This window comes from Streptomyces torulosus (genome assembly GCF_001419765.1).
Classification (GTDB): domain Bacteria; phylum Actinomycetota; class Actinomycetes; order Streptomycetales; family Streptomycetaceae; genus Streptomyces; species Streptomyces torulosus.
This window is the reverse complement of sequence record NZ_LIRK01000345.1, coordinates 1-24,842: the sequence shown is the minus strand read 5'-3', so window position 1 is coordinate 24,842 and position 24,842 is coordinate 1. Positions and strand designations below refer to the sequence as shown.

The following is a 24,842-nucleotide window of genomic DNA, read 5'->3' as shown; positions in this document are numbered from 1 at the left end:
CGCGGCGGGCGGGTGTCAGGACGGGGTGCGGGCCTCCGCCAGCAGCCGGGTCACCTCGTCCGCGCAGATGGTGAGCGCCGCGCCGACGGTGGACAGGACGTCGCGTTCGGCGGGGGTGTAGGGCCCGTCGGCCAGGGCGATCCGGGCGCCTTGGAGGAGGATCGCCTCGCGGCCCGCGGGGGCGAGGTGCGGGGCGAGCGGGTCGAGGGCCTCGTGCAGCTCTATGGACAGCCCGGCCGCCCCGCAGGGTTCCCCGAAGAGGCGGCCCGTGTCGGCGGCGAGGGCCTCGACGAGGGCGTCGAGCTGGTCCTCGGTGCAGTCGTCGAATCCGGCGGAGCGCACGGCGCCCGCGGCGACGCTCAGGGACGTGCGGGTGCGGGTGCCGCCGGCCGCGAGGACGGCCAGGGCGACGGTGTGGACGGCGTCGCGGAGCATCGCCGAGAGGCGGACGGTGGTGGGGTGGTCGAGGACCTCCGTGCCGTAGTGGTGGCGGCAGGCCGCGCATTCCACGACGGGGCCGGTCTCGCCCCGCGGCAGCACGGGGACACCGAGGAGGGTGAAACGGCGGCGTCCGGTGAGGCGCTGGTAGTTGCGGTCGCCTCCGCAGCCGGGGCAGAAGAACTCGCCGTCGCCGACGCCGGTCCACGCGATCCGGGTGCCCATGAGACGCGTGAGCCGCGCGGCGCCTCCGGTCGGCCCGGCGCTCCCGGCCTCCCCGCCGCGCGCGAGCCCGGCGGCACGGCCGATTGGTCCCCGTCCTGGCAGCACGTCGCACCTCCGTAGCTCCACGGCACCATCGCCGCGCTTGCGTGATGTTAGCCACATCGGTGAGGCGCAGTCAGTACTCCGGACGACGCCTTCCTGTGACCTCCACAGGGTTTGGCCGGTAAACGACGGGCCCCGCCCGCCGGAATTCGGCGAACGGGGCTTTCAAACCGCCGGTGAGGCTGGTCAGCGCGCCGCGCGGTTGACGGCGGAGACGACGGCCTTCAGGGAGGCGCGGGTCGTGTTCGCGTCGATTCCGATGCCCCACATGACCTTGCCGTCGATGGCGACCTCGATGTACGAGGCGGCCTGCGCGGAGGCGCCCTCGCTCATCGTGTGCTCCTGGTAGTCCAGCAGCCGGGCGTCGACGCCGATGCCCTGCAGCGCGTGGAAGAACGCGGAGATCGGGCCGTTGCCGGTGCCGACCAGGGTGGTCTGCGCGCCGTCGACCTCGGCCTCCACGGTCAGCGTGTCCACGCCGTCCTTGTCGGTGGTCGACTGGTTGTTGCGGACCTGGATGCGGCCCCACGGGTTGTCCGGGTTCGGCAGGTACTCGTCCTGGAAGACCGCCCAGATGTCGGAGCCGGTGACCTCGCCGCCCTCGGCGTCCGTCTTCGCCTGGATGATCTTCGAGAACTCGATCTGCATCCGGCGCGGCAGGTCCAGCTTGTGGTCGTTCTTCAGGACGTAGGCGATACCGCCCTTGCCGGACTGGGAGTTGACGCGGATGACGGCCTCGTAGGAGCGGCCGACGTCCTTGGGGTCGATCGGCAGGTACGGGACCGCCCACTCGATGTCGTCGACGGTGACGCCCTTGGCGGCGGCGTCGGCCTCCATGGCGTCGAAGCCCTTCTTGATGGCGTCCTGGTGGGAGCCGGAGAAGGACGTGTAGACCAGGTCGCCCACGTACGGGTGGCGCGGGTGGACCTCCATCTGGTTGCAGTACTCCCACACGCGGCGGATCTCGTCGATGTCGGAGAAGTCGATCTGCGGGTCGACGCCCTGGGAGAACAGGTTCATGCCCAGGGTGACCAGGTCGACGTTGCCGGTGCGCTCGCCCTGCCCGAACAGACAGCCCTCGACGCGGTCGGCGCCGGCCATCAGCGCCAGCTCGGCGGCGGCGACGGCCGTGCCGCGGTCGTTGTGGGGGTGGATCGACAGGCAGACGTGCTCGCGGCGGGACAGGTTGCGGCCCATCCACTCGAAGCGGTCGGCGTGCGTGGACGGCGTCGAACGCTCCACGGTGGCGGGCAGGTTGAGGATGATCTCGCGGCCCGGGCCGGGCTGCCAGACGTCCATGACCGCCTCGCAGACCTCCAGCGCGAAGTCCAGCTCGGTGTCGGTGAAGATCTCCGGCGAGTACTGGTAGCCGAACTCCGTCTCGGGGCCCAGCAGCTTCTCGGCGTACTCCATGACCAGCCGCGTGCCGTCGACGGCGATCTGCTTGATGTCGTCCTTGGAGCCGCGGAAGACGACGCGGCGGAAGACCGGGGCGGTGGCGTTGTACAGGTGCACGGTGGCCCGCTTGGCGCCCTTCAGCGACTCCACGGTCCGTTCGATCAGGTCCTCACGGGCCTGGGTCAGGACGGAGATCGTGACGTCGTCCGGGATGGCGCCCGGCTCCTCGATGATCGACCGTACGAAGTCGAAGTCGGTCTGCCCCGACGCCGGGAAGCCGACCTCGATCTCCTTGTAGCCCATCTTGACCAGTTGGTCGAACATCCGGCGCTTGCGCTCGGGCGACATCGGGTCGATCAGGGACTGGTTGCCGTCGCGCAGGTCGGTGGAGAGCCAGCGGGGGGCGACGGTGATCCGGTTGTCCGGCCATGTGCGGCCGGGGATGTCGACCTGCTCGTACTGCCCGTACTTGTGGATCGGCATGGACGTGGGCTGCTGGCGGTTCGCCATGATGCGTGGGCTCCTCGATGGTCCGAAAGGACGGCCGACAACGCAACGCCAGAGCACCGCGGGGAGGGGGTCGGCCTCGACTACAGGCCCTCGCCGCGGCAGCTAAGGAGAAGCAGCCCGAAACGCATGATGCGGAGCAGCGTAGCCGAGTCTCTTCTGTCGCGCGGGGTCGTATCAGTATGCGGGACCAAGGAAGCAACCTGGACAAAAGGTGCGCAAGACCACACCGGCCGCATCGAAGGGGCACGGGGAACCGCGCGATCAACGCCCACCCACCCGCAACCCCGCACGCAACCCTCAGTAACAGAGCGGTGACGAATCGCAACCCATACGGCGACATTTCACCAATCAAGGTTGCCCCTAGTGACACGCCCCTAACGGAGTGCAATCGTGCGACTCATGACGACAAACGGGGGCCAAGAGCCCGTCTTCTGCACAGTCGTACCGCCCCACGTCCTCGACAAGCTCGCCCAGGCCGAGGACTCCGCGCTCTCCGGCGCCGCCCGCCGCACCCTGGAGCGCGACGCACTCGAACGCACCCGCCGCCGGCTGACCACCGTCATCGGCGCCCCGGCGATCACCGCGCCCGTCGGCGCCGAGCCCGGCACACCCCACCGCACCATCTACGACGCCCGGCACGGCACCACCCTGCCCGGCCACCAGGTGCGCGGCGAGGGCGAGGACCCCGGCAGGGACGCCACGGTCAACCGCGCCTACGCGGGCCTGGGCGCCACGTTCGAGCTGCTGCTCAAGGCGTACGGGCACGACTCGATCGACGGCAGCGGGCTGCCGCTGGACGCGACCGTGCACTACGACCGCGACTACAACAACGCCTTCTGGAACGGCGAGCAGATGGTGTTCGGCGACGGCGACGGCGAGATCTTCCTCGACTTCACCATCCCGATCGACGTCATCGGCCACGAGCTCAGCCACGGCCTCACCCAGTACTCGGCGAACCTCACGTACTTCGGCCAGCCGGGCGCGCTCAACGAGTCGATGTCGGACGTCTTCGGCGCCCTCATCAAGCAGTACACGCTGGGTCAGACCGCCGCCGAGGCGGACTGGCTGATCGGCGCGGGCCTGCTCGCGCCGCGTGTCACGGGGGTGGCCCTGCGCTCGATGAAGGCTCCGGGCACCGCGTACGACGACGACGTCCTCGGCAAGGACCCGCAGCCGGCGACGATGGACGGCTATGTCCGCACGGGCCGCGACAACGGCGGCGTGCACATCAACTCCGGTATCCCCAACCACGCGTTCTACCTGGTGGCCACCGCGCTCGGCGGCTACGCCTGGGAGCGGGCCGGACAGATCTGGTACGACGTGCTGACCGGCGGCGAACTCAAGCAGCAGGCGCTGTTCGTGGACTTCGCGACGCTCACGGTGAAGGCCACCAAGGACCGGTACGGGCAGGGCGACGAGCTGACGGCCGTGCTCAAGGCCTGGGAACAGGTGGGCGTGCGCACACTGTAGTTCCGTACTAGACATGACCCATGCGGATTGAGGTGCGGCGCACGGGCGGTTTCGCGGGCATCGAGCGGCACGCGGTGGTGGACACCGCGGGGCGGCCCGATGCCCTGGAATGGCGCGCTCTGGCCGAGGGGGCACTCGCCGGCGGCCGGGGCGCGGCCCCGCCGGGGGTGCCGGACGGGTTCTCGTACGAGATCACCGTCGACGGGCGGACCGTGTACTGCGCGGATCCCGGGCTGACGGAGGAGCAGCGGGAGCTGATCAGAAGGGTGCTCAAGGAAGGGGCGTGAGTACGGGCCCCTGCTGATACCCGGCGGTAACAGGGCAATCGTTCTCGGCCGTTGACTTCCGTTACCCGTGGTACGGATGATCCGCGCATGGCGACGAACCCGATACCCCAGTTCCCGGCCGGCTTCCTGTGGGGCGTCTCGACCTCCGCGCATCAGATCGAGGGGGCCGCGGACCAGCGCGAGCCCTCCGTGTGGGACGCCTTCACGGCCGAGGAGGGCCGCGTCAAGGACGGCTCGAACGCGGCGGTGGCGTGCGACCACTTCCACCGCTACCCGCAGGACGTGGCCCTCCTGCGCGAGCTGGGCGTGGACGCGTACCGCTTCTCGGTGTCCTGGCCCCGGGTCAACGCCCCCGGCGGACTGGACTTCTACGACCGGCTGGTGGACGAGCTGGCCGGGGCGGGCGTACGCCCCGTGCCGACCCTCTTCCACTGGGACCTGCCGCTGTCGCTGCAGGAGGCGGGCGGCTGGCTGAACCGGGACACCGCCGAGCGGTTCGCCGAGTACGTCGCCGTCGTCGCCGACCGCCTCGGTGACCGGGTCACCAAGTGGATCACCCTCAACGAGCCCGCCGAGCACACCCTGCTGGGCCACGCGCTGGGCACCCACGCGCCGGGCAAGCAGCTGATGTTCGACGCCCTCCCGGCCGCCCACCACCAGCTGCTGGGCCACGGTCTGGCCGTACGGGCGCTGCGCGCGGCCGGGGCCTTCGACATCGGCATCGCCAACTCGCACGGGCCGACGTGGGCCGCGTCCGCGGAGCAGCCGGACGTGGAGGCGGCGGCCTTCTACGACCTGCTGTTGAACCGGCTGTTCGCGGAGCCGGTGCTGCTGGGCGAGTACCCGGACGGAATCGGCGAGCTGATGCCGGGCAGCGACGTCTCGGCGGACCTGAAGGTGATCTCCGAGCCGATCGACTGGTACGGCGTCAACTACTACGCGCCGACCCGGGTGGGCGCCCCCGAGGGCACCGACATCGAGTTCGGCGGTGTGACGATCCCCGCCGAACTCCCCTTCACCGTCAAGGAGATCGAGGACGTCCCGACGACGGACTTCGGCTGGCCGGTGGTGCCGTCGGGCCTGACGGACCTCCTCACCGCCTTCCGGGAACGGTACGGCGACCGGCTGCCGCCCGTGGTCATCACCGAGAACGGGTGCTCGTACGAGGGCGTTGACGACCAGGAGCGCATCGCCTACCTGGACGGCCATGTCCGGGCGCTCCACCGGGCCGTGGAGGCGGGCGTCGACGTCCGTGGGTACTTCGTGTGGTCGCTGCTCGACAACTTCGAGTGGGCGGAGGGCTACGCCCGCCGGTTCGGGCTCGTGCACGTCGACTACGCGACGCTGGAGCGGACGCCCAAGGCGTCGTACGGGTGGTACCGGGACCTGCTCAGAGCGCAGCGCCGGGCATGACGACGACGCAGCCGGTCGACGCCCTCGCCGAGCCCGTCGCCCGGGTCGGCGGGGGCTGGACCGCCACGCTGGCACTGGCCAACGCGGCGATCTGGGTGGGCTGGTACGGCCCGCTGCAGATCCTGCTGGCCTCCCAGGCGGAGCACTTCGCGCCGGGGGCCGGGATGTCGAAGGAGACGATGCTGGCCTGGGTGACGGGCGCCGGCGCGGTCGTCTCCCTGGTCGCCACACCGCTGTTCGGCGCGCTGTCGGACCGTACGACGTCCCGCTGGGGGCGCCGTACGCCGTGGATCGTGGCGGGCGCGGCGGGCGGCGCGGTGGCGCTGCTGCTCCTCGCGGGCGCGGGCGGGCTGTGGACGATGGCGGTCGGCTGGTGTCTGGTCCAGCTGACCCTCAACGCGTCCTGGGCGGCGGTCACCGCTGCGGTGCCGGACCGGGTGCCGCGGCTCCAACGGGGTGCCGTGGGCGGCTGGTTGGGCGCCGCGCAGATCCTGGGCGTGGTCGGCGGCACGGGGCTCGCGACGCTCGGCGGGGGTGTCGGCGCGGGGTACGCGGCGTGCGCGGTGTTCACGCTGGCGGGCGTGCTGCCGTACGTCCTGCGCCACCCCGAGCCGCGGCTGTCGGTGACGGACCGGCCGGTGTGGTCGTGGCGGGGCTTCCTCGCCGGGTTCTGGCTGAGCCCGCGCCGCCACCCGGACTTCGCGTGGGCGTGGCTGACGCGTTTCCTGGTGAACCTGAGCAACGGCATCGGCCTGCTCTACCTGCTCTTCTACCTGCGGGACCGCGTCCGGTACCACGACCCCGAGCAGGGGGTGCTGATCCTCACGGCGGTGAACGCGGCGATGCTGCTGGCGACGGTGGTGGTCGCCGGGGTGTGGTCGGACCGGGTGGGGCGTCGCAAGCCGTTCGTGTACTGGTCGGGGCTGCTGATGGCGGTCGCGACGGCGCTGATCGCCGGCTGGCCGACCTGGCCCGGCGCGATCGTCGCCTCGGCCCTCCTCGGGCTCGGCTTCGGTGTGTTCGCCTCCGTCGACTTCGCCCTCATGACCGACGTGCTGCCCGAGGCGCGCGACCGGGGCAAGGACCTCGGCGTCATCAACATCGCCAACTCCCTTCCCCAGGTGGTCGCGCCGGTGATCGCCGCGCCGATCGTGACGTACCTCGGCGGCTACCGGACGCTGTACCTCGTGGCAGCGGTGATCGGGCTGGCGGGGGCGGTGTTCGTGGGGCGGATCCGGGGAGTGGAGTAGATCACCCGAACGCACAGCCGGCGCACAGGGAACGGATTCCCCGGTTCGGCCCTCTTCTGTGACGACCACCCCCGTTGCTGAAGGGACGCCCTGTGCCCACGCGTTCACCGAGATCCGCCCTCACCCGCCCTGCACGCCGTGCGATAGCCGTGCTCGCCGTCTCCGGCACCCTGCTCGCCGTGCCGTCGCTCGCCGCGCCCGTCGCCTTCGCGGACGGGGCACCGCCGACCGATCTGCGGGTGGACGCGAACCGGGACGGCCAGGTCGACGTCACCGGCACCACGGACAACGCCGGTGAGAACGGCTGGACGGTCGGGCGCGGCGCGCTGATGCTGCCCAACATCGACGACGACACCAAGCGGTGCCCCACCAAGGCGTCCAACGGCAAGCCGCTGTCCGACGCCAAGCTGGCCGCTTGCAACGACGCCTCCGACACCAAGGTGAACGGCACGGCCGACGCCGCCGACCTGGCGCGCGTCCGCTCCGTGCCGATGAAGAGCCTGCCGGCCGGCGCGCAGGGCACGGTGAAGGTGACCGCCGGCGCCGACAAGGCCCGGGTCTTCCTGAAGCGGGCCGACACATGGGTGCCGGTCACGTCGAAGACCCGGCTGACGCGTGCCGAGCTGCGGGCGGGCGTGGAGTTCGGTGTCGAGGCGCGGGACGTCATCCGGGACACCGCCAAGTGGGACGGCACCGCCCGGATCCGGCTGACCGTGAAGTCCTCCGCGGGCACGTCCTCCGACACGGTGACCCTGCGGGTGGCGCCGGTCCTCACCCACCACCACCTGCAGAACGCACAGCAGATGCTGGTCACCAAGATCCCCGGCACCGACGACTACGCGAAGCTCAACCGCGCCTTCCGCGAGGGCCTGGACAAGGAGGCGCGGGCCGCCGGCATCACCAAGCCGACGATCAACTTCACCAAGTACCAGGACGTCTGGGCCCAGGACTTCGTGGAGCCCGGCTACGTCAGCATGACCGGTGCGGACGGGCGGCGGCAGGTCATGCGGGTGATGCTGCGCTCGGCGCAGATGGACCGCGAGGCGGGCCGGGAGCTGTTCGAGAAGCTGCGCGGCCCGAACGTCGGCGCCGTCCAGGTGACCGGCGCCCGCCCCTCCGAGGAGTGGACGCTCAACTCCATGGGCAACGTGGAGACGATCCCGCCCTACGCCCACGGCGACCGTTCCTTCCCGGCGGGCCGGATCATCATGGGGCACCGCCCCGACAGCGGCTCCAAGCCGGCCAAGGTGATGCGGACGTTCCTGAAGTCGCAGGGCCTTCAGGACCCTCTGTTCCTGGACACCTCCTGGCTGCACGTGGGCCACGTCGACGAGTTCGTGCAGTTCCTGCCCGCCGACACCCCGCGCGGCTGGAAGCTCGCCGTCGCCGACCCCGAGGCGGGCCTGAAGCTGCTGCGGGACGCCAAGGCCGCCGGGCACGGCTCGAAGCGGATGTTCTCGCTGCCGGTCGGCCCGATCGAGACGATCAACGAGGCCCTCGCCTCCAAGACGCTGGTCTCCGACAACAACCTCGCCACGCGCCGCATCGAGGCCAACCTCGCGATCCTCAAGCGCGAGACGGGCGTCACGGACGCCGAGGTCGTGCGTGTGCCGGCGCTGTTCACCCAGGGCCGGGAGCAGCGGGGCGAGTCGGGTGACGAGAAGCTCCGCCTGCCCCGGCTGAGCCGTCTCGGCGCGGGCGCCGAACTCCCCGACGTGGCCCGTGACCACGGCCAGCAGCGGAATCTCGACCGGGCCACGCCGGGCGGCGCGGCCCCGTCCGCGAACGGCGCCGTAGGCAGCCCCGCCGCGCCCGCCCCGTCGGTCATGACCAGCGCGTACGTCCCCGGCGCCGTCAACGGCATCGTCCTCAGCCGCACCCACTACCTGGCGCCGCGCCAGTGGGGCCCCGTCATCGGCGGGAAGGACATCTTCACCGAGGCGGTGACGGCCGCGTACACCGCCGCCGGCATGAAGGTGTCGTACATCGACGACTGGGAGACGTACCACATGGGTATGGGCGAGATCCACTGCGGCACGAACACCCTGCGTGACGCGTCGGCCGCCTGGTGGACGCGCTAGCGGACCCCGCGCACCCGGCCTGAACGTGCCGTCGCCCCCGGCCGCCGGGGGCGACGGCACGTTCGTGTTCCGGCCCCCGGGAGGTGAAGTGGGTTGCCGCTGGGGGCTCCTGATGCGAGGTCACTAGGATGGGCGCGCACGGTGACGGGGTGACGGAGGGCGGGTCATGGCGAGCGGTGGTCGGGAAGAGGACTGGCTGGACCTGGCCGATGCCGTCGAGGTGCTGCGGACGCAGCTCGCGGAGGCGCAGCGGCGCGGGCAGGGGTCCCCGCTGCGGTTCGTGGTGGGGGAGATCACCGCGGAGTTCGAGGTCGAGCTGGTGCGGACCCGCAACGGCGGCGGGGCGCTGCGGTTCGGTGTCGTGGAGGCCGACGCCCGCACGGAGCGCGCGACGCGGTCGGTGCAGCGGGTGACCCTGACGCTGAAGCCGGAGCACCACGGCGGCGGCGACGTCGCCGTGGGCGACGTCGAGTAGGCCGGGGCGCGCGGGGGCCGAACGGTGGAGGAGACGCAGGTCGTCCAGGTCCGCGGTGGCGCGGGCTTCGGCAGCGGCTATCTCGTCGCGCCCCGGCTGGTGCTGACCGCCGCGCATCTGGTGCCCCCGGAGGCGGACGGCGCGATCACGGTGTCCCTGCCCGGCGGGACGGAGCGGTTCCCGGTGGTGGTGCGGTGGCGGCGGGACGACGGGGAGACCGTGGACGCCGCGCTGCTGGAGATCCCCGCCGACGACGGGCGGTGGTCGCCGCCGAGCACGCTGCGCGGGGCCTTCGGCCGCCGCCCGCAGCGCTGGGGCCGGTGCGTCACCGTCGGCACGGAGATCCCGGTCGCCGCCCTGGGCTTCCCCCGCCAGCAGCGGACCGCGGCCGGCCGCCGGGACCGGGAGGTGCTGATCGGCCGGGTACGCCCGCACGCCGGTCCACCCCACGAGATCCTCGACGACGCAGGCCCCCTCCGGGCGGACCTGTCGGGACTCGACGGTACGACCGCCGCACGCACCACGTCGTGGTCCGGGATGTCGGGCGCGGCCGTCTTCGCGGACGGCGGGGCCCTGCTGCTCGGGGTGGTGCAGTACGACCGCCGGCCCGGCCAGGGCACCCGGCTGACGTACACGCGGAGCGAGGACCTGCTGGCCCTCGACGGGTTCCGGGCGGTGGTGAGGCGGGCGACCTCCGTCGACCCGCAGGCCGAACCCGCCGAGCTGGCCCGGCTGTTGGAGCAGGCGCCGCCCAAACGGGAGATCGGCTCGCCCAGCATGCTGCTGCGGGCCGACGCCGAGGTCGTGTCGTTCCACGGCAGGGAGGACACCCTCGAACAGCTGGAGCGGTGGTGTCTGACGGACTCGGGCGGTTTCCCCGCCGTCCGTGTGATCACCGCCCCCGGCGGCCAGGGCAAGACCCGGCTGGCCCGGCGGCTGACGGCCCGTATGCGGGACCTGGGCTGGGTGGCGGGGCAGGTGGTCCACGACCCGCCCGACCTCGACGTGCTGCGCGGTGTCCGGCATCCGCTGCTGCTGGTCGTCGACTACGCCGAGACCCGGCCCGAGCTGGTCAGGCAGCTGCGCCAGCGCACCGAGCAGGCCCGGCACCCGGTGCGGCTGCTGCTGCTCGCCCGCTCCCTGGGCACCTGGCAGACCCGGGCCGCCCGCGGCCTGCGCGAGATCCGGCTGCACGCGCTCAGCCCCGCCGCCCCCGACCGCGAACACGCCTTCCGCACGGCGGCCCGTGACCTGTCCCGCCGGCTCGCCGAGGCCACCGGCGACCCGGACGTCGACTGGGCCGGGCTCGCCGAGACCCTCCCGGCCCGCCGCGCCACGGCCGCCCCGGGCGCCGAGACGGCGCTGACCGTGCAGATGGCGGCTCTCGCGGCGCTGCTGCGCCGGGTCCGGCTCCCCTCGCAGGACGGGGAGAGCCTGGAGGCGGAGCTGCTGGAGCACGAGACGAAGTACTGGCACGAGAGTGCCGACCGCCGGGGTCTCGGCCGGCTCGGCGACGGGCTGCTCGCCCGGGCGGTGGCGGCGGCCGTCCTGTGCCCCGCGCTCGGTGAGACGGAGGCGCACGCGACCGTGGCGCGGCTGCTGCCCGCCGAGTCGCCGCTGCTGATCGCCGAGGTCGCCGCCTGGCTGCGCGACCTGTACCCGTCGGCCGACGACCGCTACTGGGGCCAGTTGGAGCCCGACCGGCTGGCGGAGACCCACGCCTGCGAGCAGATCCTCCTCGACCCCCGACTGCTCGGGCTGCTGTTCGACCGGGCGCCGGACCACCAGCGGGTGCAGACCCTCACCGTGCTGGCCCGTGCGGCCGTCGCCCACGCCAACGCGGGCCGCGCCGAGGAGGCGTACACCGTCATCGGCCGGCTGCGGGAGACGCTGCGCTCGCTGCCCGCCGACGCGCCGCTGACCGCGGCCGTGCTGCGCGCGCACTCCGACACCCTGCCCGAACAGTCCCATGTGCTGCGGGAGTACGCCCTCGACGTCGCCCGCGCGCTGAGCGGGCTGTGCGGGGCCGCCGGGGACGACCCGCGGGCCCTGCGCGACCGGGCGTGGGCGCTGCACAACCTGGCGGAACGGCAGTCGGCGGTCGGCGACTGGGCGCGGGCCCGGGAGGCGGCAGCCGCGGCGGCGGAGCTGCGGGAGCGGCTCGCGGCCGACGGGACGGCGACCCACCGCACGGAGTGGGCCGACTCGCTGCTGATGCTCTCCCAGGCCCTGCGGACGACGGGGAGCCCCGCGCGGGCGCACGACGTCGGCGGCCGGGCGCTGGACCTGTTCCGCGCGCTCGCGGAGGAAGCGGACGAAGCGGGCGGCGAAGAGGGCGGTGAGGAGGGCGAGCGACGCGGGAGCGGACTCGTGCGGGCCCTCATCCACCAGTCCCAGGTGGTCTGGCGGCTCGACCCGAGCGCGCTCGGCTTCGATCAGGTCGCCCGGTCCGACGACCACAGCGCCGAGGCCGTCCGCCGGGCCCGGGACCTGGTGGCGCGGCGGCCCGATCTCGATCCGCTGCTGCTCACCCGGGCGCTCGCGGAGCGGGGCGCGAGCCTGTGGCGCTTCCAGCGGCATCCGGAGGCGGTGTCGCTCAGCGAGGAGGCGGTCGAGGCGTCCCGCCGGCTGGCCGGTGAGAACCCCGACGCGTACACCGCCGACCTCGCGCGCGCCCTGATGAGCCTCGCCGTCGACCTGGACTCCGCCGGACGCCCGCACACCGAGTGCATGGCGCTGCTGCGGGAGGCCATCGGTCTGATGCGCCCCCTGGCCGAGGAGCTCCCCGCCGTCCACCGGCCCACCCTGGCGCAGATGCTGCACAACCTGGCCTGGGAACACCACCTGGCGGGCGACGACACCGCCGCGCGGGCCTGTGTCGACGAGGCGATCGAGCACCGCCGGGCGATGGCGCGGGAACCCTACGGGACGGCGGTGCCGGCCCTCGCCCAGTCGCTCGGCACCCTCGCCACGTTCCTCTCCCGCGCGGGCGACCACGAGGCGGCGGCGGAGCGTGCGAGGGAGGCCCTGGAGGCCTACGCGCGCGCCGAACCGCTCAGCGCCAGCGACCTGAACTCGAGGTCCGGCACGGCTCTGGGGCTGGCCCGTTCCTACGACGTCCTGGGCCGCCCCGCCGACGCGCTCGACGCGCTGAACGAGGGGCTCGCCGTCCGGCGGCGGCTGAGCGAGTACGCCCCGGGCCTCTACACCGAGGGCTACGCCAACGCGCTCCACGACCTTTCCGACCTGTACTGGCGCCACGACCGGCAGATCGCCGTACGGATCGTGCTGCGCCAGGCGCTGCCGCACTACCGGCGGCTGGCCCGGGTCGACGAGGGCGCGCGCCGGGGGCTGGCCGAGTGTCTGCACGACCTCGGCTCCAGCTACGGGACGTCCTGGGCGCTGGCCGACCGGGCGGTGACCGCGCTGCGCGAGGCGTACGGCCTGCGGGTGGAGCTGGCGGCCGCCGACCCGGCCCAGGAGGAGCAACTGGCCATGACGTGCGCGGCGTTGTGCCGGGCCCTGCTGAAGGCGAGCGTCTTCCCCGAGGCCGTGCGGGTCGCGGAGCACGAGGTGCGGCTGCGCCGCGGATTCCTCGCCGTGGACCCGGAAGGCCAGGAGTGGCCCTTCTGTTCCGCCCTGCTGCGGCTGGCCAACAGCCGGGCGAGGGCGGGCGAGGACGCGGCGGCCTGGCGGACCGCGCTGGAAGCGGAGGAGGCGTGCGTGGCGCTGCTCGCGCGCCACGATCAGCCGCCGGAGGACGCCGCGTGGCTGCTGCACGGGCTGGGCGAGACGCTGAGCCTGTGCGGGCGGCACGACGTACGGCGGGCCGCCCGTGCGCTGCGGCCGGCCCGGCGGGCCCTGCGTCTCTACCGGGACGTGGTGGCGGGGGACCCGAGCAAGCAGAACGGGCTCAGGTGGATCGTCGAGGGGCTGGCCAAGGCCCTGGAGCGGGTCGGCCGCCATGCGGAGGCCGTCGACGTACAGCTGCGAAGAGGAGTGTGACGCGATGACATCACCGTCGGCCGGCACCGGGCGGGAGGAGTTCCAGGAGGAGTCCGTCGAGGACATCCGGCGGGACGAGGAGAGCGCCGCCCGGCCGGCGGAGCTGTTCTACGGCAATGTCGGCGAGTTCGTCACGGACCGCTTCGTCCACTTCGTCTCCCGCCCGGCCCCGGGCTCCGGACGGGTGTGGTGTCCCGAGTGGTACCGCCACCCCGAGGCGCTGTCCCGGCTGGACTCGCTGTGGCGGGCCTGGGAGGCACTGCGCTGGGACGCCGGCCTCGGCATGTCCAACTGGTGGGTCCACCACCTCGACCCGACGGTGCGGGCCCTGCTCGACCCCGTCACCGGCCCCTTCACGCGGTGCGCGGACGGCCACAACCCCCCGGAGCCGCTCCTCGTGGAGACGCCCCCGGCCGAGCTGTTCGACGACCAGCGTCTGCCGACGTCGAGGAACCCGTTCGCCCTGGACTGACGGGCGGGTGGGTCAGAAGCCCAGGCGGCGCAGCTGCTTGGGGTCCCGCTGCCAGTCCTTGGCGACCTTCACATGGAGGTCCAGGAAGACCGGGGTGCCCAGCAGCGCCTCGATCTGCTTGCGGGACTTGATGCCGACGTCCTTCAGGCGCTTGCCCTTGGGGCCGATGATGATGCCCTTCTGGCTGGGGCGCTCGATGTAGACGAAGGCGTGGATGTCGAGGAGGGGCTTGTCGGCGGGGCGGCCCTCGCGGGGCAGCATCTCCTCGACGACGACGGCGATGGAGTGCGGCAGCTCGTCGCGGACGCCCTCCAGCGCGGCCTCCCGGATGAGCTCGGCGATCATGACCTGCTCGGGCTCGTCGGTGAGGTCGCCCTCGGGGTAGAGGGCGGGGCCCTCCGGCAGGAGGGGGACGATCAGGTCGGCCAGCAGGTCGACCTGCTTGTCGCCGACGGCCGACACCGGGACGATCTCGGCCCACTCGAAGCCCAGCTCCTTGCCGAGCTGGTCGATCGCGATGAGCTGCTCGGCGAGCCGCTGCCCCTCCACGAGGTCGGTCTTGGTGACGATCGCGATCTTCGGCGTCTTCTTGATGGACGCCAGCTCCTTGGCGATGAACCGGTCACCGGGGCCGAGCTTCTCGTTCGCCGGGAGGCAGAAGCCGATCACGTCGACCTCGGCCCACGTGGTGCGGACGACGTCGTTGAGGCGCTCCCCCAGCAGCGTGCGCGGCTTGTGGAGGCCGGGGGTGTCGACCAGGATCAGCTGGGCGTCCGGCCGGTGCACGATGCCGCGGACCGTGTGCCGCGTCGTCTGCGGCTGGTTCGCCGTGATCGCCACCTTCTGGCCGACCAGAGCGTTCGTGAGGGTGGACTTGCCCGCGTTGGGGCGGCCCACGAAGCAGGCGAAACCGGCGCGGTGGGCGGCCTCGGCCGGCTGCTCGGATGACTGGGTACGAACGCTCATGGCGCCCATTGTCCCTGATCGACAGAGCCCGTCTGCCCTGAGCCCTCCCTCGTAACGCCGTGAGCTGGAAGTTCAAGGTCAACTACCCGGTGCTGGAGTCCCGGGCTTGCACAACGGGCATCACTGGCGGTGATGCGTCGTTTGCGTCCAGTCGCACCCCGGGGCTGTCGGGGTGGGCCAGGGACCGCTGACTCGGCCCCGCATCGCCACAACCGAATGTACGCATCCGTACGAGATGCCACTGCGCGTTCGACATTGATCACCCGATCAAGTGAACGCGGAGGTTGTGATTGACGGGTCCGCGCTGCACTCATCGGCGTCTTCGGGCCCGAGTCGATGACCAGCAGGGCCGAGGACCAGGAGCACACCGGTCGCGACCTTACGGTCCACGCCGAGACCGCATACGATCACGGCGTCCTGGGCCATGGCGCCCCGGTCAGCTCCTCCCTCGTGATCCCCTCCGCCCCCTCCGTCCAGAAAGCCAGAATCCAGGCATGAAGCTCATCACCGCGATCGTCAAGCCGTACCGCCTCGACGAGGTCAAGACCGCCCTCCAGGAGATGGGCGTGCACGGTCTGACCGTCAGCGAGGCCAGCGGCTACGGGCGCCAGCGCGGCCACACGGAGGTCTACCGCGGCGCCGAGTACCAGGTCGACCTGGTCCCCAAGGTGCGGATCGAGGTCGTCGTCGACGACACGGACTCCGAGGCCGTGATCGAGGCGATCGTGAGGGCCGCGCAGACCGGCAAGATCGGCGACGGCAAGGTGTGGGCGCTGCCGGTGGAGACGGTCGTACGGGTGCGGACGGGCGAGCGGGGTCCCGACGCGCTCTGAGGCGACGGAACCGGCATGAGGGGTGGTGCGGGCCCGCGGGTCGCACCACCCCTCACTCATGGGCGCTCGGCTCAGTCGAAGACGAACGGGCCCGGCGACTGCGGTCCGCTCGCCGTGCAGTTCACGGGGAAGCCGAAGACGACCATCTGCAGGGAGCCGCCGTACGCCTCCAGGCTGTCGCCGGGGGCGACGGTGCCGGTGAGCGGGCCGACGACCATGCCGTCGCCGGCGGCCAGCGCCGGGTTCTCGGTGCCGGTGAAGGAGGTGGTGCCGCCGCCCGCCTTCACGAAGGTGAGCGTCGACTGGATGGAGTCCTCGGCGAAGGCGATCGGTGCGGTGATCTCCGAGGAGGAGAGGGTCACGGTGGCGGACGTGCCGTCCTGGGTGGCCGTGAGCGTGGCCGCGCCGGAGCCGCCGATCGCACAGCTGGCGTTGATCGTCGCGGACTGCGGGGTGACGGCCGCGGCGCTGGGGGCGAGAGCGAGGCCGGTGACGGCGAGCGTCCCCGCGGCGAACGCCGCGCCGACTCCGAGTCGTATGCGTCTCATCGAGCGATTTCCCTTCCCTTGCACGGGAGTTGTACGGGGCTTGGGGACAGCCCCGTACGGCCCGGTACGGGCATTGCCATGTGGGGGCGGAACAACGCGCGGCCGCGCGGCGGAATCTGACGGTCCGCCATAGGAACGGCTCCATTGAGACGCGCGGCGCCTGAGATTGCAAGAGAAGCTCTGCCGGTCGCACCCAGGGTCGACAAAAGTGGCCGAAGCCGTACGCCGCTTGCGGGTTCAACCACTTCCCGGCGGGCCGATGTCACGGCGTTCTGTCCCGCACCGCGCGAGTTGTCGGCGACGGGAGCCGGGTGTCCACTCGTCCGCGGGTGATTCTCCCGCGACCCGACAGGCTGTTACCGGCCGTAACACTAGCCTGCGGGAGGCCCCGGCGGGGCTCAGCCCGCCGTCACCGTCGCCCGCACCGTGCCGTCCGGACCCGCCAGCAGCACCGGGGTCCCCGCGCCGCCGAGGTCGCGCACGGCGGCGCGGTCCTCGTCGGAGACGGCGTCGGAGTCGCTCACCACGGCCGCCGCCTCCAGGGACTTCGCGCCGGAGGCCACCGCCATCGCGACCGCGGTGCGCAGCGCGCTGAGCCGCAGGGAGTCCAGGGCGACGGTTCCCGCGACGTACGTCCGGCCCGTCTCGTCGCGTACGGCCGCGCCCTCGGGCACGCCGTTGCGGGCCCGCGCGGAACGGGCCAGGGTGACGATCTTGCGGTCCTCGGGGTCGAGCGCGCTGCTGTCGGTCATGATCCGAGCATACGTAGCCGCGCGGCCGGTGCCCGCGCTCACCCCGCCACCGGGTACAGGGCCCCGCGCCTGCCCTCCGGCGAGACCAGCCGCTCCAGCTTGGCCGCGGTGTCCGCCTCGTCCAGCGGGGTGTGGAGCACGATGGTCAGATCGGGGCGGGCCGGCATCTTCATCACACTGGACTCCAGGCAGAGCAGCCCGAGCACCGGATGGTCCAGCTCCTTGCGGATCTGCCCGGCGTCCTCGATGTCCCGCCGCTCCCACAGGTCCGTGAACTCGGGGCTCGCCGCCATGAGCCGGGCCAGCAGCTCCCGCAGCCCCTCGTCGTCGGGCGTCGCCGAGCACGCCGCCCTGAACTGGGCGACGACCGAGCAGGCGTTCGCCTCCCAACTCCGGGACCGGGAGCGGTACATCGGGTCGGTGAAGAAGTCCAGGAGGCAGTTCTGGGTGACACCCGGCCGCATCCCGAGGACGAGGGCGGCCGCGTCGTTGTGGAGGACGCTGTTGTAGTACCGGTCCATGATGTGCGCCGGGTACGGCATCCACGCGTCCAGCATGCGCCGCAGCCCGTCGCACATGTCGTGCCGCTCGGGCTCCGCCTCGGGGACGGGCGGGTTGAGCCCGGCGAGGAGATACAGGTGCCGCCGTTCGGCGCCGCTGAGGCGCAGCACCCGGGCGACGGCGTCCAGCACCTGCGGGGAGACGGAGATGTCCCGTCCCTGCTCCAGCCACTGGTACCAGGAGGCGCCCACGCCCGCGAGGACGGCGACCTCCTCACGGCGCAGGCCGGGCGTACGGCGCCGGGCCCCGCCGTCGGGCAGCCCGGCGTCGGCCGGGGAAACCCGGGCCCGCCTGCTCATCAGGAACTCACGCAGTTCGGTGCGGCGGTGCGTCCTGCCCGCCGCGGTCCCCGCGACCACTGCCACGTGTCCTACTCCCCCGGTTCGACGGCATGCCGGCACCCGCCCCGCCGCCGATCGCCGGCTGGTGGTGCCACCACCAGGACAACTGCCCGCTCCCCACGGCTATTCCGGCCGCCGCACTGTCTTCCCATGGCAATCGACACCAAGTCCCCGGCCGCCGCCCCCGGCGGACGCACCACCCTGTCCCCACGCGACCGTCTCGTCCTGTTCGTCCTGTGCGCCGCCCAGTTCATGGTCGCGCTCGACTTCTCCGTCCTGAACGTGGCGCTGCCCCTCCTCGGCCCCGACCTCGGCATGAGCCCGTCGGCGCTCCAGTGGGCGGTGACGGCGTTCGCGCTGCCCTCCGGCGGATTCCTGCTCCTCTTCGGCCGGGTCGGCGACCTGTACGGCCGCCGCCGGCTGTTCCTCGCCGGGCTGGCCCTGTTCGGCGCGGCCTCGGTGCTGGCGACGTTCGCCTGGGACCCGGCGTCGTTCCTGGCGGGCCGCGCGCTCCAGGGTCTCGGCGCGGCGGCGATCGTGCCGACGGGCATGTCGCTGCTGACGACCACGTTCCCGGAGGGGCCGGCCCGTGACCGGGCCCTCGGTGTCTCGGGCACCGTGCTGTCGCTGGGCTTCACCTTCGGGATGGTGGCCGGCGGGGTGATGACCGACGCGCTCGGCTGGCGCTCCACGATGGGTCTGCTCGCCGTCTTCGCGCTGCTGGTGCTGCCGCTGGCCCCCGGTCTGCTGCCCGAGTCCCGCACCCCGCAGCGCCCGCGGCTGGACGTGCCCGGCGCGATCACGGTCACCGGTGGTCTGCTGGCCGTCATCTACGCCCTGTCCACGGCGGCGGAGCGCGGCTTCGGCGGCGCCGACGTGATCGGCACGCTCGTCGTGGGGCTCGCCCTGCTGGTGGCCTTCGTCCGCGTCGAGTCCCGTGCGAAGGAGCCGCTGGTGTCCCTGCCGATGCTGCGGCGCCGGACGGTGGCGTGGGGCAACCTGGGCGGACTCGTCACCTTCTCGATGATGTCGACCGTGGTCTTCGTCCTGACGCTGTACCTCCAGGAGACCCTCGGGCTGTCGGCGTTCGAGACGGGCCTGGTCTTCGGCACCCAGGGGGTGCTGTCGGCGGTGGCCGGCACATACGCCCCCCGGGTCATCGGCCGCTTCGGCGCCCGCCCCACCCTGGCCGTCTCCCTGGCCGGCCAGGGCCTGCTGACCGCCGCCCTGCTGGGCATCGGCGAGGCCGGCTGGTCGGTGTGGCTGGCGGTGACCGCGGTGTCCCTGGCGAGCATGTGCCACCTGGGCGCGATCATCTCCTACGGCCTGACCGTGACCTCCGGTGTCCCCGACCGCGAACAGGGCCTCGCCACCGGCCTCGTCACCTCCACCCAGCAGGTCGGCATCACCGTCGGCATCCCGCTGCTCGGCGTCCTCGCCACCACCTCGGGCGATCTGCTCGCCGGGGTCCATCTGGTCCTCGCCCTGGACACGGCGATCGTCCTGGCGGCGGCGGTCCTGGTCGCGGTGGGCCTGCGGGTGCGGCGCGGCGCGTCAGGGACGGTCGAGGCGCAGCCGCTCGGCTCGCGGTAGCCCGGCCACGACCAGGTCGTACGAGTCCTCGATGAGCTCCCGGACAACGGCGTCCGGGAGATCGCCGTCGACCGTCACCGTGTTCCAGTGACGCTTGTTCATGTGGTAGCCGGGGGCGATCAGGCCGGGGTGTTCACCGCGCAGCCGGACCGCGTCCTCGGGGTCGCACTTGAGGTTGACCTTCAGGGGCCGCTGCTCCGTCCAGCTCAGCGCGAACATCTTGCCGAGGACCTTGAAGACGGAGATCTCCGGACGGAACGGGAAGTCCTCGACGGCCTCGTCGAACGACAGGCAGAAAGCGCGCAGTTCGTCGGGGCTCACTCCGCCTTCGTCTCCTCCAGTGGCGGCCCGACCGGGCCGATCGGCTCCACCAGCACCGTGACGATCTTGTTCCGACGGCCGGCCGCGGCCTCCGCGGTGAGCCGCAGTTCCCGCCCGTCGGGCAGTTCCACGACCGAGGAGGCACCGGCGATGGGCACCCGCCCCAGCGCCTTGGCGAGAAGACCGCCGACGGTCTCCACGTCCTCGTCGTCGTAGGCGTCGAGCCCGTACAGCTCGCCGAGGTCGGTGATGTCGAGGCGGGCGGTGACCCGGTGGCGGTCGTCGCCGAGCTCCTCCACCGGGGGCAGCTCCCGGTCGTACTCGTCGGTGATCTCGCCGACGATCTCCTCCAGGATGTCCTCGATGGTGACGATGCCGGCGGTGCCGCCGTACTCGTCGATGACGACGGCGACGTGGTTGCGCTCCTGCTGCATCTCGCGGAGCAGATCGCCGGCGTTCTTGGTGTCGGGGACGAAGACCGCGGGGCGCATGGCGGTGGAGACCAGTTCGTTCTCGGCGTCGCGGTTGATGTGCGTCCTGCGGGCCATGTCCTTGAGGTAGACCACGCCGACGATGTCGTCCTCGCTCTCCCCGGTGACGGGGATACGGGAGAAGCCGGACCGCAGGGCGAGGGTGAGCGCCTGGCGGATCGTCTTGTACCGCTCGATGACGACGAGGTCGGTGCGCGGGACCATCACCTCCCGGACGAGGGTGTCGCCGAGTTCGAACACCGAGTGCACCATGCGGCGCTCCTCGGCCTCGATCAGCGACTCCTGCTCGGCGAGGTCGACCAGTGCGCGCAGCTCCGCCTCGGATGCGAAGGGGCCGCGGCGGAAGCCCTTGCCGGGGGTGAGCGCGTTGCCGATGAGGATCAGCAGGGCCGGGACGGGGCCCATGATCCGGGCCAGCGGCAGCAGCACGTACGCCGCGGCCGTGGCCGTGTTCAGGGGGTGCTGGCGGCCGATGGTGCGCGGGGAGACGCCGACGGCGACATAGGAGACGAGGACCATGACGCCGATGGCGACGACCAGCGCCTCCCAGGTCTCGTCGAACTCCTGGAGGCACGCGTAGGTGACGAGCCCGGCGGCGGCCATCTCGCAGGCCACGCGCACCAGGAGCGCGACGTTCAGATAGCGGGTCGGGTCGGCCGCGACCTGGGCGAGCTTGGCGCTGCCGCGCCGCCCCGACCGTACGGCCTCCTCGGCCCGGAAGCTGGAGACCCGCGCGAGGCCCGCCTCCGCGCAGGCGGCGAGCCAGGCGACGACGACCAGGGCGACGGCACCGCTGACGAGGGATGCGCTCATGACACGGTCGGGGCCGGGGACGGGCCGGTGAGGCCCTTCTCCGCGCGCCAGCCGTCCACGATGGCCGCCTGCAGACCGAACATCTCGGCCTTCTCGTCGGGCTCCTCGTGGTCGTAACCGAGGAGGTGCAGCACTCCGTGGACGGTCAGGAGCTGGAGCTCCTCGTCCATGGAGTGCTGCGTGGCCGCTTCCTTGCCCTGCTTCTCGGCGACCTCGGGGCACAGCACGATGTCCCCGAGGAGGCCCTGCGGCGGCTCGTCGTCGTCCTTGGACGGCGGACGCAGCTCGTCCATGGGAAAGGACATGACATCCGTCGGGCCGGGCAGGTCCATCCACTGGATGTGCAGCTGCTCCATGGCGTCGGCGTCCACGACGATCACCGACAGTTCGGAGAGCGGGTGGATGCGCATCCGCGCGAGTGCGTAGCGGGCGATGTCGAGGATCGCCTGCTCGTCGACCTCGGTTCCGGACTCGTTGTTGACGTCGATCGACATGGCGCTGTGCTTGTCTACTTCCCCTTGTGCCCGGCCCTGCCGCGGCTCTTGTGGGAGCCGTTCTGGGTGCCGTGCTGGCTGTCGTACTGCTCGTACGCGTCGACGATACGGCCGACGAGCTTGTGCCGGACGACATCCTGCGACGACAGCCGGGAGAAGTGCACGTCCTCGACGCCGTCCAGGATGTCCTGGACCTGGCGCAGACCGGACTTCGTGCCGTCCGGCAGGTCGACCTGCGTCACGTCACCCGTGATCACGATCTTCGAGTCGAAGCCGAGGCGGGTGAGGAACATCTTCATCTGCTCGGGCGAGGTGTTCTGGGCCTCGTCGAGGATGATGAAGGCGTCGTTGAGCGTGCGGCCGCGCATGTACGCCAGGGGCGCGACCTCGATGGTCCCGGCGGCCATGAGCCGCGGGATCGAGTCGGGGTCGAGCATGTCGTGCAGCGCGTCGTACAGCGGGCGCAGGTAGGGGTCGATCTTCTCGTAGAGGGTGCCCGGCAGGAAGCCGAGCCGCTCGCCGGCCTCGACGGCGGGGCGCGTCAGGATGATGCGGTTGACCTGCTTGGACTGCAGGGCCTGTACGGCCTTGGCCATCGCCAGGTAGGTCTTGCCGGTGCCGGCGGGGCCGATGCCGAAGACGATGGTGTGCTTGTCGATGGCGTCGACGTACCGCTTCTGGTTGAGCGTCTTGGGGCGGATGGTGCGGCCGCGCGAGGACAGGATGTTCTGCGTGAGCACTTCGGCCGGGGTCTCCTGGCCGTCGCTCTTGCCGTTCTCACTCGCTCTCAGCATGGCGATCGAGCGTTCCACTGCGTCCTCCGTCATCGGCTGTCCGGTGCGGAGCACCAGCATCATCTCGTCGAACAGGCGCTGGACGAGAGCGACTTCCGGGGCGTCGCCGACCGCGCTGATCTCATTGCCCCGGACGTGGATGTCGACCGCCGGGAAGGCCTTCTCGATCACGCGCAGGAGGGAGTCGCCGGAACCCAGCACGGTCACCATGGGGTGCGCCGCGGGGACGGTGAACTGCGCTCTCGCCTTGCCCTGCGCGGGGGTGTGAGCTGTGGGTGTCTGAGTCATGGGCCGGCTCTGGGGCCGCACGTCCTCCTTGTAACGGCTCGCAGGCCCTGTGCGGGGGCTGCGCTTGCGATTCAAGGGTACGCCGGGGCACCGACAACGCCGTAGGAGTTTTCGACGGTGCGGATGAGCTCGGGGGGCTCGGTGGCTCAGCGCCAGAGGGGGGCGCCCGCCGTGCCCCCCGTCGCGGCCTCGATCCTGGCTCTGGTCTCCGTCATCACCCGCACGATGCGGTCCTCGTGGGCCGGGGTCAGGCGGGTGGTCGGCACCGAGCAGCTGATGGCGTCGCGGGCCGGGGTGTCGTAGCGCAGGGCGAAGCCGAAGCCGACGATGCCGGGGACGCCCTCCTCCCGGTCGACGGAGTGGCCGCGGGCGCGGGTGGCGGCGAGGTCGGTGACGAGGGACGCGCGGGTGGTGCGGGTGCGGGGGGTGAGCGCCTCGTACGGGCCCTCGGGCAGCGTCTCGTCGGGGCGCTCGGCGAGGAGGGCCTTGCCGAGGGCGCCGGCGTGGGCGGGGAGGCGGCGGCCGACGCGGCTGATCGTGCGCAGGTACTCGTGGGACTCGCGGGTGGCCAGGTAGGCCACGTCCATGCCGTCGAGGCGAGCCAGGTGGATGGTCTCGCCGAGCGCCTCGGACGCCTCGTCGAGGTACGGCCGTACGGCGCGGACGCGCGGGTCGGAGTCGAGGTAACCGGTGCCGGTGAGCAGGGCGCGGATGCCGATGCCGTAGAGGGAGCCGGTGGTGTCCGTCCGGACCCAGCCCCGGCCGATCAGCGTCTGAAGCAGCGCGTACATCGAGCTGCGCGGGACCCCCAGCGCGTCCGCCAGTTCCTGGAGCCGGGCCGGCCGGTCGCCGCGGGCGGCCAGCAGCTCCAGCAGGTCGAGGGTGCGCGCGGCCGATTTCACCTCACGGACGCCCCCCGCGCCCTCTGTCTCCGCCATGCGCCGATCGTAAGCGGCCGGGTCCTGCCCATTGACGCCGGTCATTCATATATCTAACCTCCATCCTCATACATGGAGAACGTCTACATAGGGAGATGACGTTCAGTTGGGCCTCGACTCGGACCTCCCCACGGCCACGGTCCGGCGGCTGCGCGACGGCATGGCGAACGGCGTCCTGTCGTTCCCGCTCACCAGCTTCCGCGCCGACGGCTCCCTCGACCTCGACGGCTTCACCGCGTACCTCGACGGGCAGGTCGCCACCGGCCCCGGCGCCGTCTTCCCCGCCTGTGGCACGGGCGAGTTCTTCTCCCTGGACGAGGACGAGTACCGGCAGGTCGTGACCACCGCCGTGGAGGTGACGGCCGGGCGGGTGCCGGTGGTGGCCGGGACCGGCTACGGATGGGCGCAGGCCGTACGGTTCGCGCGGATCGCCGAGGAGGCCGGCGCCGACGCGCTGCTGGTGCTGCCGCACTACCTGGTGGCCGCCCCGCAGGACGGGCTGGTCGGCCAGGTGGAGGAGATCGCCGCGCGGACCCGGCTGCCGCTCATCGTCTACCAGCGCGACCAGGTCTCCTTCACCGCCGACTCGCTCCGCCGGATCGCCCGCGTCCCGAACGTCGTCGGCCTGAAGGACGGGCACAGCGACCTCGACCGGCTCCAGCGCCTCACCCTCGCCGCCCCCGAGGGCTTCCTCTTCTTCAACGGCGCCGCGACCGCCGAGGTGCAGGCCCGCGCGTACGCCACGGTCGGTGTCCCGGCGTACTCCTCCGCCGTCCACGCCTTCGCGCCCGAGATCGCCGGGGCGTTCTTCGGCGCGTTGCGGCGCGGTGACGACCCGGCGGTGGAGAGGCTGCTGCGTGCGTTCTACGTCCCCCTCGTCGAGCTGCGGGACCGGCGGCCCGGGTACGCGGTGTCGCTGGTGAAGGCGGCCGCCCGGCTGCGCGGCCGTCCCGTCGGCCCGGTCCGCGCCCCGCTCACCGACC

General features: G+C 72.3%; 22 protein-coding genes and 1 pseudogene. 12 read left to right on the top strand and 11 right to left on the bottom strand.

Features of this window, described 5'->3' with window-relative positions; all coding sequences use genetic code 11:
* Positions 1-15: 15 nt before the first annotated feature.
* Together AOK23_RS23875 and leuA are read right to left on the bottom strand one after the other, a co-directional pair.
* The gene (locus AOK23_RS23875; protein ID WP_420823737.1) at positions 16-768 is read right to left on the bottom strand and encodes a tellurite resistance TerB family protein; all 753 of its coding nucleotides are present in this window, start codon (positions 766-768) and stop codon (positions 16-18) included.
* A gap of 183 nt (positions 769-951) precedes the next feature.
* Complete coding sequence (gene leuA / locus AOK23_RS23870; protein WP_055516257.1) at positions 952-2,673, bottom strand: 2-isopropylmalate synthase; 1,722 nt, start codon at positions 2,671-2,673, stop codon at positions 952-954.
* Positions 2,674-3,072: 399 nt separating this feature from the next.
* On the opposite strand from leuA, the gene AOK23_RS23865 reads away from it, so the two are divergent.
* The 8 genes from AOK23_RS23865 (at position 3,073) to AOK23_RS23830 (ending at position 14,126) form a co-directional block, all read left to right on the top strand.
* Positions 3,073-4,143, top strand: coding sequence for a M4 family metallopeptidase (locus tag AOK23_RS23865; RefSeq protein WP_055714710.1), 1,071 nt, complete (start codon positions 3,073-3,075; stop codon positions 4,141-4,143).
* 20 nt (positions 4,144-4,163) lie between these two features.
* Positions 4,164-4,430, top strand: a complete 267-nt coding sequence (locus AOK23_RS23860) for a protealysin inhibitor emfourin (RefSeq protein ID WP_055714709.1) — start codon at positions 4,164-4,166, stop codon at positions 4,428-4,430.
* Between the two features lie 87 nt (positions 4,431-4,517).
* A complete protein-coding gene (locus tag AOK23_RS23855) occupies positions 4,518-5,843 on the top strand; it encodes a GH1 family beta-glucosidase (RefSeq protein ID WP_055714708.1) in 1,326 nt (441 codons plus the stop codon).
* Positions 5,840-7,093, top strand: a complete 1,254-nt coding sequence (locus AOK23_RS23850) for an MFS transporter (RefSeq protein WP_055714707.1) — start codon at positions 5,840-5,842, stop codon at positions 7,091-7,093. The genes AOK23_RS23855 and AOK23_RS23850 overlap by 4 nt, the downstream gene beginning before the upstream one ends.
* Before the next feature lie 149 nt (positions 7,094-7,242).
* Positions 7,243-9,174 (top strand): protein-arginine deiminase domain-containing protein, encoded by a 1,932-nt coding sequence (locus AOK23_RS23845; protein ID WP_055714706.1) that lies wholly within the window; start codon positions 7,243-7,245, stop codon positions 9,172-9,174.
* A gap of 166 nt (positions 9,175-9,340) precedes the next feature.
* On the top strand, positions 9,341-9,649 hold the full coding sequence (locus AOK23_RS23840; RefSeq protein ID WP_055714705.1) for a trypco2 family protein: 309 nt from the start codon (positions 9,341-9,343) through the stop codon (positions 9,647-9,649).
* Positions 9,650-9,673: 24 nt separating this feature from the next.
* Positions 9,674-13,654, top strand: coding sequence for a trypsin-like peptidase domain-containing protein (locus AOK23_RS23835; protein WP_055714704.1), 3,981 nt, complete (start codon positions 9,674-9,676; stop codon positions 13,652-13,654).
* A 4-nt stretch (positions 13,655-13,658) separates the two neighbouring features.
* Entirely contained in the window at positions 13,659-14,126 is a 468-nt protein-coding gene (locus tag AOK23_RS23830) for a DUF4913 domain-containing protein (RefSeq protein ID WP_055714703.1), read from the top strand.
* A 12-nt stretch (positions 14,127-14,138) separates the two neighbouring features.
* Here AOK23_RS23830 and era read toward each other — a convergent pair whose 3' ends face one another.
* Positions 14,139-15,101, bottom strand: a complete 963-nt coding sequence (gene era, locus AOK23_RS23825) for a GTPase Era (protein ID WP_107102851.1) — start codon at positions 15,099-15,101, stop codon at positions 14,139-14,141.
* Positions 15,102-15,440: 339 nt separating this feature from the next.
* On the opposite strand from era, the pseudogene AOK23_RS51990 reads away from it, so the two are divergent.
* Together AOK23_RS51990 and AOK23_RS23820 are read left to right on the top strand one after the other, a co-directional pair.
* Positions 15,441-15,590 (top strand): annotated as a pseudogene (locus AOK23_RS51990) (ammonium transporter); the annotation flags it as partial.
* Positions 15,587-15,925 (top strand): P-II family nitrogen regulator, encoded by a 339-nt coding sequence (locus tag AOK23_RS23820; RefSeq protein WP_055714701.1) that lies wholly within the window; start codon positions 15,587-15,589, stop codon positions 15,923-15,925. The pseudogene AOK23_RS51990 and the gene AOK23_RS23820, both read left to right, overlap by 4 nt.
* Positions 15,926-15,996: 71 nt before the next feature.
* Here AOK23_RS23820 and AOK23_RS23815 read toward each other — a convergent pair whose 3' ends face one another.
* The 3 genes from AOK23_RS23815 to AOK23_RS23805 all read right to left on the bottom strand — a co-directional run bounded on the left by AOK23_RS23815 (position 15,997) and on the right by AOK23_RS23805 (position 18,085).
* A complete protein-coding gene (locus AOK23_RS23815; protein WP_055714700.1) occupies positions 15,997-16,473 on the bottom strand; it encodes a hypothetical protein in 477 nt (158 codons plus the stop codon).
* Between the two features lie 398 nt (positions 16,474-16,871).
* Positions 16,872-17,225 carry a cytidine/deoxycytidylate deaminase family protein gene (locus AOK23_RS23810; protein ID WP_055539463.1) on the bottom strand — a complete coding sequence of 118 codons (354 nt, stop codon included), beginning with the start codon at positions 17,223-17,225 and terminating at the stop codon, positions 16,872-16,874.
* Positions 17,226-17,263: 38 nt separating this feature from the next.
* The gene (locus AOK23_RS23805) at positions 17,264-18,085 is read right to left on the bottom strand and encodes a helix-turn-helix transcriptional regulator (protein ID WP_055714722.1); all 822 of its coding nucleotides are present in this window, start codon (positions 18,083-18,085) and stop codon (positions 17,264-17,266) included.
* Between the two features lie 192 nt (positions 18,086-18,277).
* Here AOK23_RS23805 and AOK23_RS23800 point away from each other — a divergent pair, with 192 nt between their 5' ends.
* Entirely contained in the window at positions 18,278-19,720 is a 1,443-nt protein-coding gene (locus tag AOK23_RS23800; RefSeq protein ID WP_055714699.1) for an MFS transporter, read from the top strand.
* Here AOK23_RS23800 and AOK23_RS23795 read toward each other — a convergent pair.
* The 5 genes from AOK23_RS23795 to AOK23_RS23775 all read right to left on the bottom strand — a co-directional run bounded on the left by AOK23_RS23795 (position 19,682) and on the right by AOK23_RS23775 (position 23,859).
* Positions 19,682-20,041, bottom strand: coding sequence for an MmcQ/YjbR family DNA-binding protein (locus AOK23_RS23795; protein ID WP_055714698.1), 360 nt, complete (start codon positions 20,039-20,041; stop codon positions 19,682-19,684). The two genes, AOK23_RS23800 and AOK23_RS23795, sit on opposite strands and share 39 nt — an antisense overlap.
* A complete protein-coding gene (locus AOK23_RS23790) occupies positions 20,038-21,345 on the bottom strand; it encodes a hemolysin family protein (protein ID WP_055714697.1) in 1,308 nt (435 codons plus the stop codon). Before AOK23_RS23790 ends, AOK23_RS23795 begins: the two co-directional genes overlap by 4 nt.
* Positions 21,342-21,839, bottom strand: a complete 498-nt coding sequence (gene ybeY / locus AOK23_RS23785) for an rRNA maturation RNase YbeY (protein ID WP_055516287.1) — start codon at positions 21,837-21,839, stop codon at positions 21,342-21,344. Before ybeY ends, AOK23_RS23790 begins: the two co-directional genes overlap by 4 nt.
* 14 nt (positions 21,840-21,853) lie before the next feature.
* A complete protein-coding gene (locus tag AOK23_RS23780) occupies positions 21,854-22,921 on the bottom strand; it encodes a PhoH family protein (protein ID WP_055714696.1) in 1,068 nt (355 codons plus the stop codon).
* A 146-nt stretch (positions 22,922-23,067) separates the two neighbouring features.
* Positions 23,068-23,859, bottom strand: a complete 792-nt coding sequence (locus tag AOK23_RS23775; RefSeq protein ID WP_055714695.1) for an IclR family transcriptional regulator — start codon at positions 23,857-23,859, stop codon at positions 23,068-23,070.
* A gap of 160 nt (positions 23,860-24,019) precedes the next feature.
* Between AOK23_RS23775 and AOK23_RS23770 the strand changes: the two genes are divergently transcribed.
* The coding region (locus tag AOK23_RS23770) for a 5-dehydro-4-deoxyglucarate dehydratase (protein WP_107102852.1) at positions 24,020-24,842 on the top strand (823 nt) is incomplete at its 3' end.

What these genes read in the sequence shown, in the direction of transcription:
- leuA (WP_055516257.1), bottom strand. Translation starts at nt 2,673, where the DNA reads ATGGCGAACCGCCAGCAGCCCACGTCCATGCCGATCCACAAGTACGGG.
- AOK23_RS23865 (WP_055714710.1), top strand. Translation starts at nt 3,073, where the DNA reads ATGACGACAAACGGGGGCCAAGAGCCCGTCTTCTGCACAGTCGTACCG.
- AOK23_RS23790 (WP_055714697.1), bottom strand. Translation starts at nt 21,345, where the DNA reads ATGAGCGCATCCCTCGTCAGCGGTGCCGTCGCCCTGGTCGTCGTCGCC.
- AOK23_RS23855 (WP_055714708.1), top strand. Translation starts at nt 4,518, where the DNA reads ATGGCGACGAACCCGATACCCCAGTTCCCGGCCGGCTTCCTGTGGGGC.
- AOK23_RS23815 (WP_055714700.1), bottom strand. Translation starts at nt 16,473, where the DNA reads ATGAGACGCATACGACTCGGAGTCGGCGCGGCGTTCGCCGCGGGGACG.
- AOK23_RS23850 (WP_055714707.1), top strand. Translation starts at nt 5,840, where the DNA reads ATGACGACGACGCAGCCGGTCGACGCCCTCGCCGAGCCCGTCGCCCGG.
- AOK23_RS23800 (WP_055714699.1), top strand. Translation starts at nt 18,278, where the DNA reads ATGGCAATCGACACCAAGTCCCCGGCCGCCGCCCCCGGCGGACGCACC.
- AOK23_RS23860 (WP_055714709.1), top strand. Translation starts at nt 4,164, where the DNA reads ATGCGGATTGAGGTGCGGCGCACGGGCGGTTTCGCGGGCATCGAGCGG.
- ybeY (WP_055516287.1), bottom strand. Translation starts at nt 21,839, where the DNA reads ATGTCGATCGACGTCAACAACGAGTCCGGAACCGAGGTCGACGAGCAG.
- AOK23_RS23810 (WP_055539463.1), bottom strand. Translation starts at nt 17,225, where the DNA reads ATGACCGACAGCAGCGCGCTCGACCCCGAGGACCGCAAGATCGTCACC.
- AOK23_RS23830 (WP_055714703.1), top strand. Translation starts at nt 13,659, where the DNA reads ATGACATCACCGTCGGCCGGCACCGGGCGGGAGGAGTTCCAGGAGGAG.
- era (WP_107102851.1), bottom strand. Translation starts at nt 15,101, where the DNA reads ATGGGCGCCATGAGCGTTCGTACCCAGTCATCCGAGCAGCCGGCCGAG.
- AOK23_RS23820 (WP_055714701.1), top strand. Translation starts at nt 15,587, where the DNA reads ATGAAGCTCATCACCGCGATCGTCAAGCCGTACCGCCTCGACGAGGTC.
- AOK23_RS23840 (WP_055714705.1), top strand. Translation starts at nt 9,341, where the DNA reads ATGGCGAGCGGTGGTCGGGAAGAGGACTGGCTGGACCTGGCCGATGCC.
- AOK23_RS23805 (WP_055714722.1), bottom strand. Translation starts at nt 18,085, where the DNA reads ATGAGCAGGCGGGCCCGGGTTTCCCCGGCCGACGCCGGGCTGCCCGAC.
- AOK23_RS23780 (WP_055714696.1), bottom strand. Translation starts at nt 22,921, where the DNA reads ATGACTCAGACACCCACAGCTCACACCCCCGCGCAGGGCAAGGCGAGA.
- AOK23_RS23775 (WP_055714695.1), bottom strand. Translation starts at nt 23,859, where the DNA reads ATGGCGGAGACAGAGGGCGCGGGGGGCGTCCGTGAGGTGAAATCGGCC.